Source organism: Aquabacterium sp. T101 (assembly GCF_057219775.1).
The window spans coordinates 289639-302298 of the sequence record NZ_JBXVVZ010000003.1; the positions used below are offsets into that span (position 1 = coordinate 289639).

Consider the following 12660-nt stretch of genomic DNA (forward strand, 5'->3'; position numbering starts at 1 on the left):
GGGTGCTCAGGGTTTGTAGAAGGCGAGGGTGACCTCGCCCAGCGTGATGCCGAACTTGCTCATCACGGCCTTGTTCAGCATCACGCGCTCGTCCATCAGGTACATCCAGTCGTCGAACTGGACCTCGTAGACCCGGCCGTCGACGGGCAGCGCCAGGGTGTAGCGCCAGTTCAGCGCGTTGCCGGCGGCCTGGCCCACGGCCTCGCCGACGACGTCGTCGGCGCGACCGCGGTAGCGGCCGCCGCCCAGGTCGTCGATGCGCCAGACGCGACGCTCGACCTTGCCGTCGCTGTACTTGAAGTCCTCCTCCAGCACGCCGGAACTGCCGGTCCAGGTGCCGCGCAGCTGCACCACGAAGCGCCGCACCACCTTGCCGCTGCGGTCGGTGAACACGCCGTGCGCCGTGAGCGGGCCGTTGAAGTAGGTGCGCAGGTCCAGTCGCGGGGTCTCGTTGGCGTAGTCCTGCGGCACCGGCGCACTGGCGCAGCCGGCCAGGGCCAGGGCCGTCAGCAGCGCGGCTACGGGGCGGAAGAAGCGTCGGCGCAGGGTCGTCATGCAGGGTCCTCGGAATGGGGAGAGCGCATCCACAGGCCCCACAGCAGGCCGGCGGCCAGCAGCTTGAGCACGCAGGGCAGCAGGCAATAGGCCAGGGTCAGCGCCGTCAGTGCGTCGGGGTCGCGGGCGCCGGGCGTGTAGCCCAGCAGGGACAGCAGCGGCAGCGCCAGGCCGGCGGCCAGCGCGAGGTTCAGCTTGGTGGCGAAGTTCCACCAGCCGAAGTAGCTGCCCTCGGCGCGGCCGGCCTGGCCGGACCGCGCGATCACGCCGGCCAGCATCGCGCCCGGCAGCGCCAGGTCAGCGCCCAGGGCCAGGCCGCTGGCCACGCACACGGCCAGGTAGCCGCCGAGCTGGCCCGGGCCCAGCGTGGCGGCCCACACGAAGGCCGACACCGCCAGCAGCATGCCGGCCAGCCAGGGGCGGGCCAGGCCGAACCGCGGCACGAGGCGGACCCACAGCGGCATCGAGGCCGCGCCGGCGACGAAGTAGCTGGCCAGGAACAGCGGCTCCCAGGCGCCGAGCTGCAGCCGGTCGCGGATGAAGAACAGCACCAGGGTGGCGGGCACCGCGCTGGCGATGCCGTTGACGATGAACACCGCCAGCAACCGGCGCAGCGCAGGGTCGGCCAGCGGCCGGCTCATCGCGAGCGCTTCCACCAGACGACCCGGCGAGGGCCGGGGCGCCAGCGTCAGGCAGGCCAGACCGACCAGAAGCGCCACCGCGAAGGTCGCGCTCGTGGCCCCCAGGCCGGCCGTGGCCGGCAGCACGCTGGCCGTGACCACGCCCACCAGCGCCAGCCCCTCGCGCCACGCGACCACGCCGGCACGCTGGCGCGCGTCGCCGCCCAGGCGCGCGCCCCAGGCCTGGTGCACGACGCTGAGCACGCTGTAGGACAGGTAGGTGACGGCCAGGCCGACAGCGCACCAGGTCAGCAGTGCGCCGACGCCCTGCACCTGAGGGAACAGCAGCGCGTGGAAGCCCATCACGGCGAACAGGGCCGCGAAGGCCGCCGCCACCAGCGCGCGCCCCGGCGAGTGGGCGAACCAGCGGTCGGTCCACAGGCCGATCCAGGGGTCGGCCACCGCGTCGAGCAGGCGTGCCGCGAGCAGCATCGCGCCCAACGCGGCCAGCGGCACGCCGAACTCGCTGGCATACAGGTTGGGCAGCAGCACGTATAGCGGCAGCGCCACGAACGCCAGCGGAAAGCCCAGCGCGCCGTAGGACAGGCCCGCGGACACGCCCGAGGCGCCGCCGGGCAGGGCGGGCGCGGGAGTGGCCGTGGCGCCGGCCGGTGTCACGGCCGGGTCCCGAGCAGAGCGCTGCGCAGTGCCGGCTCCGAGGTGCTGTCGGACAGCCAGATGCCGAAGAAGCGTCGCGCGAACTGGGCGTCCGCCAGTTCGCCGGACAGGCGGCCGTTGACATGGAAGCGTGCACCGATGCCCGGGCGCTGGATGCCGGTGATGCGGTCGCCCTCGTCGACGTCGGGGAACAGCCCGGTCATCGCGGCCAGCCAGCGGCGCGCGTTCTCGTCGTCGATCGGGCCCTGCCGGCGCATCTCGTCCAGCGACCGTTCAGCGATCAGAGGCCCCTTCAGGCGGCGCGCGTAACGCAGCTCCAGCGCCAGCGGCGCATTGACCGCGTCGGCGGGGGTGAGCGGCGTGCGCGACCACAGCAGGGCGTCGTAGACCCGCAGGCCCAGCCAGCGCAGCGTGCCCTGGCCCTGCAGCCTCGCGCCGGGCAGGTCCAGCGCCACCTCGGGCGGCGGCGCGGCCTGCGCGCCCGCGGCGGGCGCGAGCGCGACCAGCGCAGCCGCGCACAGCAGGCGCCGGCGCTCAGGCGCGACGCAGCGTGAACTGGACGACATCGGTGTTGCCGCAGGAGAACGCGGCTTCGCAGTAGGCAAGGTAGAACTCCCAGGTCCGCATGAAGCGCGTGTCGAAACCCAGCGCCCGCACCTGCGGCTCTTCGACCAGGAAGCGCTCGCGCCAGCGGCGCAGGGTCTCGGCGTAGTCGCCGCCGAAGGCCAGCTCGTTGACGACCTCCAGGCCCGCCGCGCTCGCGGCCTTGCGGAACTCGCTCGGGCTGGGCAGCAGGCCGCCGGGGAAGATGTACTGCTGGATGAAGTCGGTGCCGCCGACGTAGCGCTCGAACAGGTCGTCGCGGATCGTGATGCTCTGGATGCAGGCGTGGCCGCCCGGCTTGAGCTTGCTGCGCACGGTGTCGAAGAAGCCGGCCCAGTACTCGCGGCCGACGGCCTCGAACATCTCGATCGACACCACCGCGTCGTAGGGGGCGTCGGGAATGTCGCGGTAGTCCTGCAGGCGCAGGTCGATGCGCGGCGACAGGCCGTCGGCGGCCGCGGCATGGCGCGCCCAGTCCAGCTGCTCGGTGGACAGCGTGACGCCGGTGACCTGCGCGCCGAACTTCGACGCCGCATGGCGCGCCAGCGTGCCCCAGCCGCAGCCGATCTCGAGCAGGCGGTCGCCCGGCGCCACGCGGCACTCCTGCAGCGCGCGGTCGAGCTTGGCGGTCTGCGCGTCGCGCAGGCTGGTGCTGCGGTCGCCCTGGAACCAGGCCGACGAGTAGCTCATCGACTCGTCGAGCCACAGGCGGTAGAACGGGTTGCCCAGGTCGTAGTGGGCATGGATGTTCTTGCGGCTGCCGCGGCGCGAGTTGCGGTGCGTCAGGTGGCGCAGCCGGTGCAGCAGCGAACCCCACCAGGTGCCGTAGACCACCGACTCGATCGAATCGCGGTTGGCGACGAACAGCTGCAGCAGCGCGGCCAGGTCCGGGGTGTGCCAGTCGCCGGCGATGTAGGTTTCCGCGAAGCCGATGTCGCCGGAGCGCAGCGCGGCGGCGCAGACGTTCCAGTTGTCGAGCCGGATCGCCCCGTGCGGCTCGGTCGCGCCCTCTGCACCGAAGCGCGCGGTCGAGCCGTCGGGCAGCTGCACGTCGAGGCGGCCGACGGACAGCTTCGACAGCAGATGCAGCACGGCACGGGCGGAGGCCGGGGCGGCGGGCGGGACGGACGCGCTGGCGCGCAGGGTGCGGGCGATGGTCATCTCGTGAGGGCGCTGGGCGCAGACGGAGCACCGTGCGACAAGGCTTGCAGCGGTGCGGGAGGTTTGCTGAAGAAGGGCACGCGCTTGAGCATCAGCTTCAGCGCCTGCCAGTGGATGCGGGCGATGACGCCCAGGGTCATCGCGGGCTGGCCGTAGAACGCGCGGCGCTGCCGCGCGGCGGTGGCCGGTTCGAGTTCGCCGCCGACGCTGGTGACGAGCAGTGCGCCGTCGGCGTCGTCGAGTTCGACCCGCGCCACGATGCGCTCGTCGGTGCGGGCGAAGCGGAAGCGGTAGGTACCCTCGACGCGGCAGAACGGCGACACATGGAATACCTTCTCGGCCGTCAGCTCGCGGCCCCAGGCCAGGCCGGGCCCGCTCAGCAGGTAGAAGTGCCGTTCGCCGAAGGTGTTGTTCACCTCGGCCACCACGGCGGCCAGCGAGCCGTCGCGCCGGTGGCAGTACCAGAAGCTTACCGGCTTGAACACGTAGCCCAGCACGCGCGGATACGCCTGCAGCCACACCTCGCCGTCGGCGTCGTGGATGCCGGCCTCGGCCAGCTTCTCCTCGAGCCAGGCCAGGCAGTCGGCGCGGCCGTCGCCATGGTCACGGTCGTGGAAGGCGACGGGCGCGAAGCGGTTGCGCGCCAGCGCCGGATCCGGTCGGTCGCGCAGGCTGCGCAGCGGCAGCAGCAGGAAGTAGGTGGCGTAGTCGAACGCATGCACCGCGGGCTTGAGCCGCGTGTGGCGCACGCGCCCGATCGCCAGCTGCGCCCGGTGGGTCACGCCGCGGCTCCGGCGGGCGTGGCGGCCCAGCGCGCGGCGAGGGCCTGCGCCACGGCTTGGCCGGACATCAGGCCGTCCTCGTGGAAACCGTAGCGCGCCCAGGCGCCGCAGAACCACACATGCGACCGGCCCTGGATCGAGGGCAGGCGCTGCTGGGCGTCGACCGCGGCGCGGTCGAACACGGGGTGGTCGTAGATCCACTCGCCGAGCACCGCGTCGTCGCGGATCGGGCGCAGCGGGTTCATCGACACGACCACCGGCTGCTGCCAGGGCAGCGGCTGCAGCCGGTTGATCAGGTAGTGCAGGCACACGGCGGCCTGCTCGCGCGAGCGGTCGGCCGCGCGCTCGTAGTTCCAGGCGGCCCAGGCGCGGCGGCGCTGGGGCAGCACGGACGCGTCGGTGTGCAGCACCACGCGGTTGGGCTGGTAGCGGATGGCGCCCAGCACGCCGCGCTCGTCGGCGTCGGCGTCCTCGAGCAGCGCCAGCGACACGTCGGTGTGCGTGGCCAGCACCACGTCGTCGAAGCGCTCGGTGCCGTGGTCGGTGCGCACCAGCACGCCGGCGTGCCCGGCGCCCGGCGGCAGCCGCTTCACGCCGCGCACGGCCACGCCAAGGCGCTTGTCGTCGATGCCCCAGACGATGCGCTCGACGTACCGCACCGAGCCGCCCTTCACCGTGTGCCACTGCGGCCGGTCGGTGAGCTGGATCAGGCCATGGTTGTGGCAGAAGCGGATCATCGTGCCGACCGGGAAGCGCAGCATCTGGTCCGTCGGGCAGGACCAGATGCAGCCGATCATCGGCAGGAAGTAGCCGTCGCGGAACGCCGCACCGAAGCGGTGGCGATCGAGGAAGTCGCCGATCGGCTCGTCGAGCGCGCCGCCGTCCTGCGCCAGTGCCGTACAGAGCCGGTTGAAGCGCACGATCTCGGAAAGCATCTTCCAGAAGCGCGGCGACACCAGATTGCGGCGCTGGGCGAACACCGAGTCGAGGTTGCTGCCGCACCACTCCCAGCCGGTGGCGGGTGACTGAACCGAGAACGACATGTCCGACGGCGCGGTGGCCACGCCGAGGTCGGAGAACAGCCGGATCAGGCCCGGGTAGGTGCGCTCGTTGAACACCAGGAAGCCGGTGTCCACACCGTGGCGCCGGCCTTCCAGCTCCACATCGACGGTGTGGGCATGTCCACCGAACCAGTCGGCAGCCTCGTACAGGGTGACCCGGGCCTCACGCCGCAATGCGTGGGCGGCGGACAGGCCGGCGATGCCGGAACCGATGACGGCGACACGGCGCATCGCTCAGCTCCCGGCAGAAAAGGAAAGGGCATCGCGCCTGGCGATGCCCTTGGGTGTAAAGACTGCTGCGCGGCGCCCCGGAGCGAAGGAGGGAGGGAGGGAGGAGGAGGAGAAGCGCTCAGGGATTGCAGCCAGACTCGCTGGAAGGCTGCGCAGCAACGAAACCGGTACTTCTGCATGGACACGGCGCCGCCGCGGAAGTTCCGCACCGCCGATTGCAACGGCTTGTGACCGCCGGGCCAGGGGATGGGCGTGTCGTGAACTCATGAGTTCAATCTTATACTATCAAGTACACGCTCCGCAACCACCGTGTCCGGTTCCACCCGCCAACCCTCCGAAACCCCGCCCGCCGGCCCCCTGTCCGACGCGGTCGCGCTGCGGCGTGACCTGCTCGACCTGCTGATCGGCAACCGGGCCCGCGACTTCCAGGTCCGGATGGACGACGCGCTGACACGCCTGGGACTGGGGCGCTTCGTGCGCGAGGTGATTGCGCCGCTGACGACCGAGGTGGGCGACGCCTGGATGCAGGGCCGCCTCGAACTGTTCCAGGAGCACTTGTACACGGAACTGGTGCAGCGGCAGCTGCGCACGGCCCTAGCCTCGCGCCCCGGTGGCGGCGGGCTGCGTCCGCATGTGCTGCTGACCACGTCCAGCGGCGAGCCGCACTCTCTCGGGCTGCTGATGGCCGAGGTGGCGCTGACGCTGGAAGGGTGTCGCTGCACGTCGCTGGGCGTGCAGACCCCGGTGTGGGACATCGCACGGGCGGCTGCGGCCCTCGACGCCGACGTCGTGGCGCTCAGCCACTCCGGCAGCGTGAGCCCGAACGAGACGCTGGACACGCTCAACGAGCTGCGCACCAAGCTGCCGCGCCGGGTCGCGATCTGGGCCGGCGGCAGCGCGCCGGTGCTGCGCCGGCGCACGATCGACGGGGTGACGCCGCTGACGACCCTGGAGTCCGTGGCGGCTGCCGTGGCGGCCTGGCGCGTGGTGCAACCTCCCGCTGCTTGACCGGGGTAAGGCCCGGCGCCTTAGACTTCGCGTTCGCCCCAAGCCGACCGTCATGCTCTACCCTGAACTGTTCAAGCAACTCGAGTCCGTGCGCTGGAACATGGCCAGCGACATTCCCTGGGATCGGTTCGACGCCGCCCTGCTCACCGAGGAGCAGGCGCAGACGATCAAGATGAACGCGATCACCGAGTGGGCGGCGTTGCCGGCCACCGAGATGTTCCTGCGCGACAACCGCGAGGACAGCGACTTCTCGGCCTTCATGAGCGTGTGGTTCTTCGAGGAGCAGAAGCACTCCCTGGTGCTGATGGAGTACCTGCGGCGCTTCCGGCCGGACATGGTCCCCACCGAGGAGGAGCTGCACGCCGTGCGCTTCGAGTTCGACCCGGCGCCGGCCCTCGAGACGCTGATGCTGCACTTCTGCGGCGAGATCCGCCTGAACCACTGGTATCGCCGTGCCGCCGAGTGGCACACCGAACCCGTGATCAAGACCATCTACGAGACCCTGGCGCGCGACGAGGCCCGCCACGGCGGCGCCTACCTGCGCTACATGAAGCGCGCGATGCAGAACTTCGGCGACGAGGCCAAGGCGGCCTTCGCCAAGGTGGGCGTGCTGATGGCCAGCGCTCGCCGCACGGCGCAGGCGCTGCACCCGACCAACCTGCACGTCAACGAGAAGCTGTTCCCGCGCGACACGGTGCAAAGCCGCCTGCCCGACCCGCAGTGGCTCGAACACTGGCTGGACCGGCAGATCCAGTTCGACGCGGTCTGGGAAGGCAAGGTGGTCGAGCGCATCCTGCACAACCTGTCGCTGCTGTTCGAACGCAGCTTCGCCAGCGTGCAGGAGCTCAACCGCTACCGCAAGGAACTGGGGCGCTCGCTGGCGCCCAGCGGCGCCGCGCCGGCCTGAAGCCGGCCGCTCAGCCCGGCGACCGCGAGTAGCCGGCGGCCCGGGCGGCGGCCAGCGTGCGCTCCTGATCGGCCTTGCGGTCCGCGTCCACGCGCTGGGCCGAGGCCCGCTGCCCGATCATCTTCACGTAGGGCTTCCAGTCCACGCCTCCCGCGGCGACGAGGTCCTCGCCCCAGACCGCGCGCGTGCACAGCGCCACCACCGGCAGGTGCACGTAGGCCGCGCAGTCGGCCAGCGTGAAGCTGTCGCCCGCGACGAAGGGCGAGAACCGCACGAGGCGTGCGAAGGCGGGGATGTTCGCCACGAGACGGCTGCGCACGCGCTCGCGGTGCGAGTCGCTGGTGGGCGGTGCGCCGAAGAACGCCTGCCCGTAGACCTCGCGCGCCACCAGCTCCAGATGGAGCTCGAGGAACTGCGCGATCTCGCGCGCCTTCGCGGCCGCCCACGGGTCGGCCGGCAGCAGCGCGGGCCGGGGCGCGAGCTGCTCGAGGTATTCCACGATGACGGCGCTCTCGCACAGCGTGCCCTGCGGCGTGCGCAGGAAGGGCACCTTGCCCAGCGGCGACGCCGCGCGCACCTCGTCCGTCTTCAGCGAGCTGAAGGTGTGCAGTTCCTCCTCGAACGGCAGCCCCTTCTCGAGCAGCACCAGCTTCGCCTTGTTGTAGTAGTTCGACAGCGGGAAGCCGCACAGGGTGAGGGTCATGAGGTTCTCCTTCGTGAGGCGCCGAGCTTAGCGGCGGCTGACGAGCGCCAGCCCTGCCACCACCGCCACCAGCGCCACCGCCAGCCGCAGCGTGAGGGCCTCGCCCAGGATGAGCACGCCGGCGAACAGCCCGGCCACCGGGGTCAGCAGCGTGAACGCGGCGATGCGGGCGGCAGGATAGTGGCGCACCAGCCAGAACCACGCCAGGTAACTCGCGAAGCTGACCACGACGGTCTGGAAGGCCATCGAGGCCAGCGACACCGCGCCCCAGCTCGCCGGCCAGCGCTCGCCGGCCAGCGGCGCGGCCAGCGCGAGCAGCACGCCCGACACGGCCAGCTGGTACAGCAGGGTCTTCTCGGCCGGCGCCGAGGCCAGGGCCGTGCCGCGGATGGCCAGCGTCGTCGCGCCCCACAGCAGTGCCGCGCCCAGGCCCAGCGCGTCGCCCAGCCATTGCCGGGGCGGCGCCGCCGCGCCGGGCGCGAAGCCCTCGGCAAAGGCCCAGGCCACGCCGACAAACGCCAGCGCCAGGCCGGCCCATTGCGGCGCCGACAGCCTTTCCGACCGCGACAGCAGCGGCATGCCCAAAGCGACGACGAATGGCGACATGTAGATGAACACGGCCATGCGCGACGCCGACGTGAACTGCAGGCCGACGAAGATGCAGGCGAACTCCGCGGCGAACAGCGCACCGGCCAGCAGGCCGCCGCGCAGCGTGCCGTCGCGGCCGAACAGCGCGATGCCGCGCCAGCGGGCCCAGGCCAGCACCAGCACCGCCGCGCCGATCGACCGCAGCGCGGCCTGCGTCAGCGGCGGCACCTCAGCCAGCGCGGCCTTGGCCGCCACCTGGTTCAGCCCCCACAGCACGCAGCACACGAGCAGGATCGACACCGCGCGCGCATCGAGCCGGTCGTGACGCAGCGTGCCGGCACTCATCGCGCGGCCCCCCTCGCGCGGCGGGCGGCGAGCGCGTCGGCGGCCCAGGCGCAGAGCAGCCCGCCGACCGCCCCGGTGGCGTGGGCCAGCGGCGCCACCGCGAAGTCGTCGCCCGGCGCCAGCCGCGTCGGCGCACCCCACGGCGCCTCGAGCACGATCTTGGCCGCCAGTCCGGCCAGCACGAGCCGGCCCACGCGCCGGCGCCCGACCGCGGCGTCGTGCCGGGCGAGATGCCAGGCCGCCACGGCCACCCCGCCGTGCAGCACGCCCGACAGCCCGCCGTAGCTGGCCAGCGCCGGCTGCAGCGCCAGCAGCAGGTGGCCGACCGGCCAGGCCGCCAGCCAGGCGAAGGTGCAGCGCAGGGGCACGCGCGCCGCGATGCCGAACGCCGCCACCACCGCGCAACCCAGCGCATTGATGCCCAGGTGCCACGGGCTCCAGTGCACCGCGGCCGCGGTCCAGGCGCGCCACGGTTCGGCCAGGGCCCGCGCGGGTTGCCAGTCAAGCAGGCCGCGCGGGCCGAACCAGCCGGCAGCGGCCACCGCCAGCAGCGCGGCGCAAAGCGCCAGCCAGCCGCGGGCGCCCGCCGTCACGGTACGGCGGGCGGCCCGAACACGGCGTGCCAGAGCGCCAGCACCGCGTCGCGTTCGGCCTGCAGGGTGTCGGCCGGAAACTGCGTCGGCTGCTCGTCGAGGCGGGCGCGGTGCTGCGCCCGCCGGAGTTCGCGGTAGGCATCGGCCGCCCCGTGGCCCACGCCGGGCGGCAGCAGGCCGGCCGCCTCGGCGCGCTGCAGCAGCGCGATGTTCCCCACGTTGTCGAGCAGGCCGGGGTGCGCATGCGAGTGCGCCAGCACCAGGTACTGCACCGCGAACTCGGCGTCCATCATGCCGCCCGCGCTGTGCTTCACGTCGAACAGGCCGTCCTTGACCGGGCGCGCGCTGCGCACCTTGTCGCGCATGGACAGCACCTCGGCGCGCAGCGCCGCCGCGTCGCGCCGCGTGGCCAGCACATCGCGGCGCACGCCCTCGATGCGCGCGGCCAGCCCCGACGGCCCGGCACAGCAGCGGGCGCGCGTCAGGGCCTGGTGCTCCCAGGTCCATGCGGTGTTGCTGCCGCGTCCGCGCTGGTACTGCTCGAACGCGGAGAACGACGTGACCAGCAGGCCCGAGTTGCCGTTCGGGCGCAGCGCGGTGTCGATGTCGAACAGCTCGCCCGCGGCGGTGCGTACCGTCAGCCACGTGATCAGCTTGCGCACGAAGGCCCCGTAGGCCTCGACCGCGCGGTCGGTGTCGGCCTCGTCGCTGTCGTCGAAGACGAACACCACGTCGAGGTCGCTGCCGTAGCCCAGCTCCTTGCCGCCGAGCTTGCCGTAGGCGATGACGGCGAACTGCGGCTCGGGCCGGTGGCGCTGGCGCAGCTGGCTCCAGGCCCAGCGGATGGTGCAGCCGAGCACCGCGTCGGCCAGTGCCGACAGGTCGTCGGCCACCTGCTCCACCGTCAGCCTGCCTTCCACGTCGCGCACCAGCGTGCGGAACACCTCGGCATGGTGCGCGCGTCGCAGCGTGTCGAGCAGCGCCTCCTCACCGGCCTCGCCCGACCGCTCCCAGGCGGCATGCCGCTCCTGCAGCTCGGCCACGAGCTCGTCGCGCTCGAAGCGGCCGGCCACCAGCCGCGCGTCGGCCAGCTCGTCGATCACGCCCGGGTGCTGCATCAGGTAGCGCATCGGCCAGCGCGCCAGGCCCAGCAGGCCGAGCAGCCGGTGCTGCACCTCGGGCCGCTCCACCAGCAGCGCGAGGTAGCTCTCGCGCCGCAGCAGCGGCTCGACCCAGTCGATGAAGCGCAGCGCCGCGTCCTCGGCGCAGCGGCCTTCGGTCACGCAGTCGGCCGCGCGTTGCACCAGGCGCGCCAGGCGCAGCTTGCTCGGGTCGCGCAGCGACTGCACGCGCGGGCCCAGGGCCCAGCGCCGCGCCCGCTCGGCGATCGCCGGCGGCAGCCGCTCGAGGAAGGCCTCGCTGTCCACCGGCAGCGGCCCGGGGCCGCAGGTGCGGCACGGGCCCTTGCCGTTGCCGTTCCCGTCGCCTGCGCCGGCCGATCCGCGGCCCTCGTGGAGCAGCGCGTCGAACTCGGTGGCCACCAGCTCGCGCACGGCCACCAGACGCTCCAGCAGTTCGCACACCTCGGCGCTGCAATGCAGGCCGAGCGAGCGCGCGATCCAGCCCAGGTCCTCGTCGGCGTCGGGCAGGCGATGCGTCTGCTGGTCGTCGAGGAACTGGATGCGGTGCTCGACCCTGCGCAGGAAGACGTAGGCCTGGCCCAGCTGCGACGCCGTGCCGGCCTTCATCAGGCCGCGTGCCGACAGGCGCTCCAGGGCGCGCAGCGTGGAGCGGGTGCGGATCTCCGGGAACTGGCCGCCGCGCACCACCTGCAGCAGCTGCACGATGAACTCGATCTCGCGGATGCCGCCGCGCGACAGCTTGACGTCGTTGCCGCGCTCGGGCCGGCCGGCGGCGCGGCGCTGGGCCTCCTCACGGATCTTGGCGTGCAGCTGCCGCAGACCCTCGAACACGCCGTAGTCGAGATAGCGGCGGTAGACGAAGGGCGTGACCAGCGAGCGCAGCGCCAGCGCCCGTCCGCTGGTCACCGCGTCGCGCGGCGCCACCACGCGGCTCTTCAGCCACGCGAAGCGCTCCCACTCCCGACCCTGCGTCTGGAAGTACTCCTCCAGCATGGCCAGGCTCACCACCGGCGGGCCCGAGTTGCCGTTGGGCCGCAGCGCCAGGTCGACGCGGAACACGAAGCCGTCGTCCGTCACGTCGCCGATCAGCGCGTACAGCCGCCGCGCCACCTTGGCGAAGTACTCGTGCGCCGACACCGGCTCGCTGCCGTCGGTCTGGCCCTCGTCCTCGTAGACGTAGATGAGGTCGATGTCGGACGACACGTTCAGCTCGCGCGCGCCGAGCTTGCCCATGCCGACGATCCAGAAGTCGATCGGCTCGCCCGTGGCGGTGCGCGGCGCCCCGTGGCGCAGGTCGGTCTCGCGCCGCGCCTCGGCCAGGGCCAGCTCGAGCGTGGCCTCGGCCAGCGCCGTCATTGCGCCGGTGATGTCGGCCAGCGGTGCGTCCTGTTCGATGTCCAGCACGGCCAGCCGCTCCAGCACGAGCTGGCGCGCGATGCGCAGCGCCGACGGCAGAGGCTGGCCCTGCGCCCGCAGCAGCTCGATGCAGGCCGTGATGCGGGCCACGTCCGGCACGCCCGCGGCCAGATCGGCCAGCCGGGCTTCATGGCGCCGCCGCACGCGCTGCACGAAGCGGCTGTGGTCGGCCCGCGCGTTGGCCGGGCGGTGCAGGTGGTCGCTCGTCACGTCTGGTTGCGCCCTGGGCCTGTGCTAGATTGGTTCGGGCCGGTACCGGCGTGTCGA

General features: G+C 72.6%; 12 protein-coding genes. 2 read left to right on the forward strand and 10 right to left on the reverse strand.

What is annotated here, in order from left to right:
• Nucleotides 1–6: 6 nt before the first annotated feature.
• The 6 genes from AC2EAQ_RS11230 to AC2EAQ_RS11255 are packed head-to-tail and all read right to left on the reverse strand — an operon-like array spanning nucleotide 7 to nucleotide 5691.
• Complete coding sequence (locus AC2EAQ_RS11230) at nucleotides 7–555, reverse strand: DUF3833 domain-containing protein (RefSeq protein WP_484643597.1); 549 nt, start codon at nucleotides 553–555, stop codon at nucleotides 7–9.
• Nucleotides 552–1853 (reverse strand): MFS transporter, encoded by a 1302-nt coding sequence (locus AC2EAQ_RS11235; RefSeq protein WP_484643602.1) that lies wholly within the window; start codon nucleotides 1851–1853, stop codon nucleotides 552–554. The genes AC2EAQ_RS11230 and AC2EAQ_RS11235 overlap by 4 nt, the downstream gene beginning before the upstream one ends.
• Nucleotides 1850–2419 (reverse strand): chalcone isomerase family protein, encoded by a 570-nt coding sequence (locus AC2EAQ_RS11240; protein WP_484643607.1) that lies wholly within the window; start codon nucleotides 2417–2419, stop codon nucleotides 1850–1852. Before AC2EAQ_RS11240 ends, AC2EAQ_RS11235 begins: the two co-directional genes overlap by 4 nt.
• The gene (locus AC2EAQ_RS11245; RefSeq protein WP_484643611.1) at nucleotides 2388–3617 is read right to left on the reverse strand and encodes a class I SAM-dependent methyltransferase; all 1230 of its coding nucleotides are present in this window, start codon (nucleotides 3615–3617) and stop codon (nucleotides 2388–2390) included. The genes AC2EAQ_RS11240 and AC2EAQ_RS11245 overlap by 32 nt, the downstream gene beginning before the upstream one ends.
• The gene (locus AC2EAQ_RS11250; RefSeq protein ID WP_484643614.1) at nucleotides 3614–4399 is read right to left on the reverse strand and encodes a DUF1365 domain-containing protein; all 786 of its coding nucleotides are present in this window, start codon (nucleotides 4397–4399) and stop codon (nucleotides 3614–3616) included. The genes AC2EAQ_RS11245 and AC2EAQ_RS11250 overlap by 4 nt, the downstream gene beginning before the upstream one ends.
• The gene (locus AC2EAQ_RS11255; RefSeq protein WP_484643617.1) at nucleotides 4396–5691 is read right to left on the reverse strand and encodes an NAD(P)/FAD-dependent oxidoreductase; all 1296 of its coding nucleotides are present in this window, start codon (nucleotides 5689–5691) and stop codon (nucleotides 4396–4398) included. The genes AC2EAQ_RS11250 and AC2EAQ_RS11255 overlap by 4 nt, the downstream gene beginning before the upstream one ends.
• 309 nt (nucleotides 5692–6000) lie before the next feature.
• Here AC2EAQ_RS11255 and AC2EAQ_RS11260 point away from each other — a divergent pair, with 309 nt between their 5' ends.
• Complete coding sequence (locus AC2EAQ_RS11260) at nucleotides 6001–6699, forward strand: cobalamin B12-binding domain-containing protein (protein ID WP_484643622.1); 699 nt, start codon at nucleotides 6001–6003, stop codon at nucleotides 6697–6699.
• A 52-nt stretch (nucleotides 6700–6751) separates the two neighbouring features.
• Nucleotides 6752–7606, forward strand: coding sequence for a ferritin family protein (locus tag AC2EAQ_RS11265; protein WP_484643624.1), 855 nt, complete (start codon nucleotides 6752–6754; stop codon nucleotides 7604–7606).
• A 10-nt stretch (nucleotides 7607–7616) separates the two neighbouring features.
• Here AC2EAQ_RS11265 and AC2EAQ_RS11270 read toward each other — a convergent pair whose 3' ends face one another.
• From AC2EAQ_RS11270 to glnE, 4 genes are read right to left on the reverse strand one after another with little or no spacing between them, the layout of a single operon-like run.
• On the reverse strand, nucleotides 7617–8309 hold the full coding sequence (locus AC2EAQ_RS11270) for a glutathione S-transferase (protein WP_484643628.1): 693 nt from the start codon (nucleotides 8307–8309) through the stop codon (nucleotides 7617–7619).
• 27 nt (nucleotides 8310–8336) lie between these two features.
• A complete protein-coding gene (locus tag AC2EAQ_RS11275; protein ID WP_484643635.1) occupies nucleotides 8337–9242 on the reverse strand; it encodes a DMT family transporter in 906 nt (301 codons plus the stop codon).
• On the reverse strand, nucleotides 9239–9835 hold the full coding sequence (gene rrtA, locus AC2EAQ_RS11280; protein ID WP_484643639.1) for a rhombosortase: 597 nt from the start codon (nucleotides 9833–9835) through the stop codon (nucleotides 9239–9241). Before rrtA ends, AC2EAQ_RS11275 begins: the two co-directional genes overlap by 4 nt.
• Nucleotides 9832–12603 carry a bifunctional [glutamate--ammonia ligase]-adenylyl-L-tyrosine phosphorylase/[glutamate--ammonia-ligase] adenylyltransferase gene (gene glnE, locus AC2EAQ_RS11285; RefSeq protein WP_484643642.1) on the reverse strand — a complete coding sequence of 924 codons (2772 nt, stop codon included), beginning with the start codon at nucleotides 12601–12603 and terminating at the stop codon, nucleotides 9832–9834. The genes rrtA and glnE overlap by 4 nt, the downstream gene beginning before the upstream one ends.
• Between the last annotated feature and the right edge of the window lie 57 nt (nucleotides 12604–12660).

Coding starts and splice junctions, on each gene's coding strand:
- AC2EAQ_RS11230 (WP_484643597.1), bottom strand. CDS start 555: ATGACGACCCTGCGCCGACGCTTCTTCCGCCCCGTAGCCGCGCTGCTG.
- AC2EAQ_RS11240 (WP_484643607.1), bottom strand. CDS start 2,419: ATGTCGTCCAGTTCACGCTGCGTCGCGCCTGAGCGCCGGCGCCTGCTG.
- AC2EAQ_RS11245 (WP_484643611.1), bottom strand. CDS start 3,617: ATGACCATCGCCCGCACCCTGCGCGCCAGCGCGTCCGTCCCGCCCGCC.
- AC2EAQ_RS11255 (WP_484643617.1), bottom strand. CDS start 5,691: ATGCGCCGTGTCGCCGTCATCGGTTCCGGCATCGCCGGCCTGTCCGCC.
- AC2EAQ_RS11265 (WP_484643624.1), top strand. CDS start 6,752: ATGCTCTACCCTGAACTGTTCAAGCAACTCGAGTCCGTGCGCTGGAAC.
- AC2EAQ_RS11270 (WP_484643628.1), bottom strand. CDS start 8,309: ATGACCCTCACCCTGTGCGGCTTCCCGCTGTCGAACTACTACAACAAG.
- AC2EAQ_RS11275 (WP_484643635.1), bottom strand. CDS start 9,242: ATGAGTGCCGGCACGCTGCGTCACGACCGGCTCGATGCGCGCGCGGTG.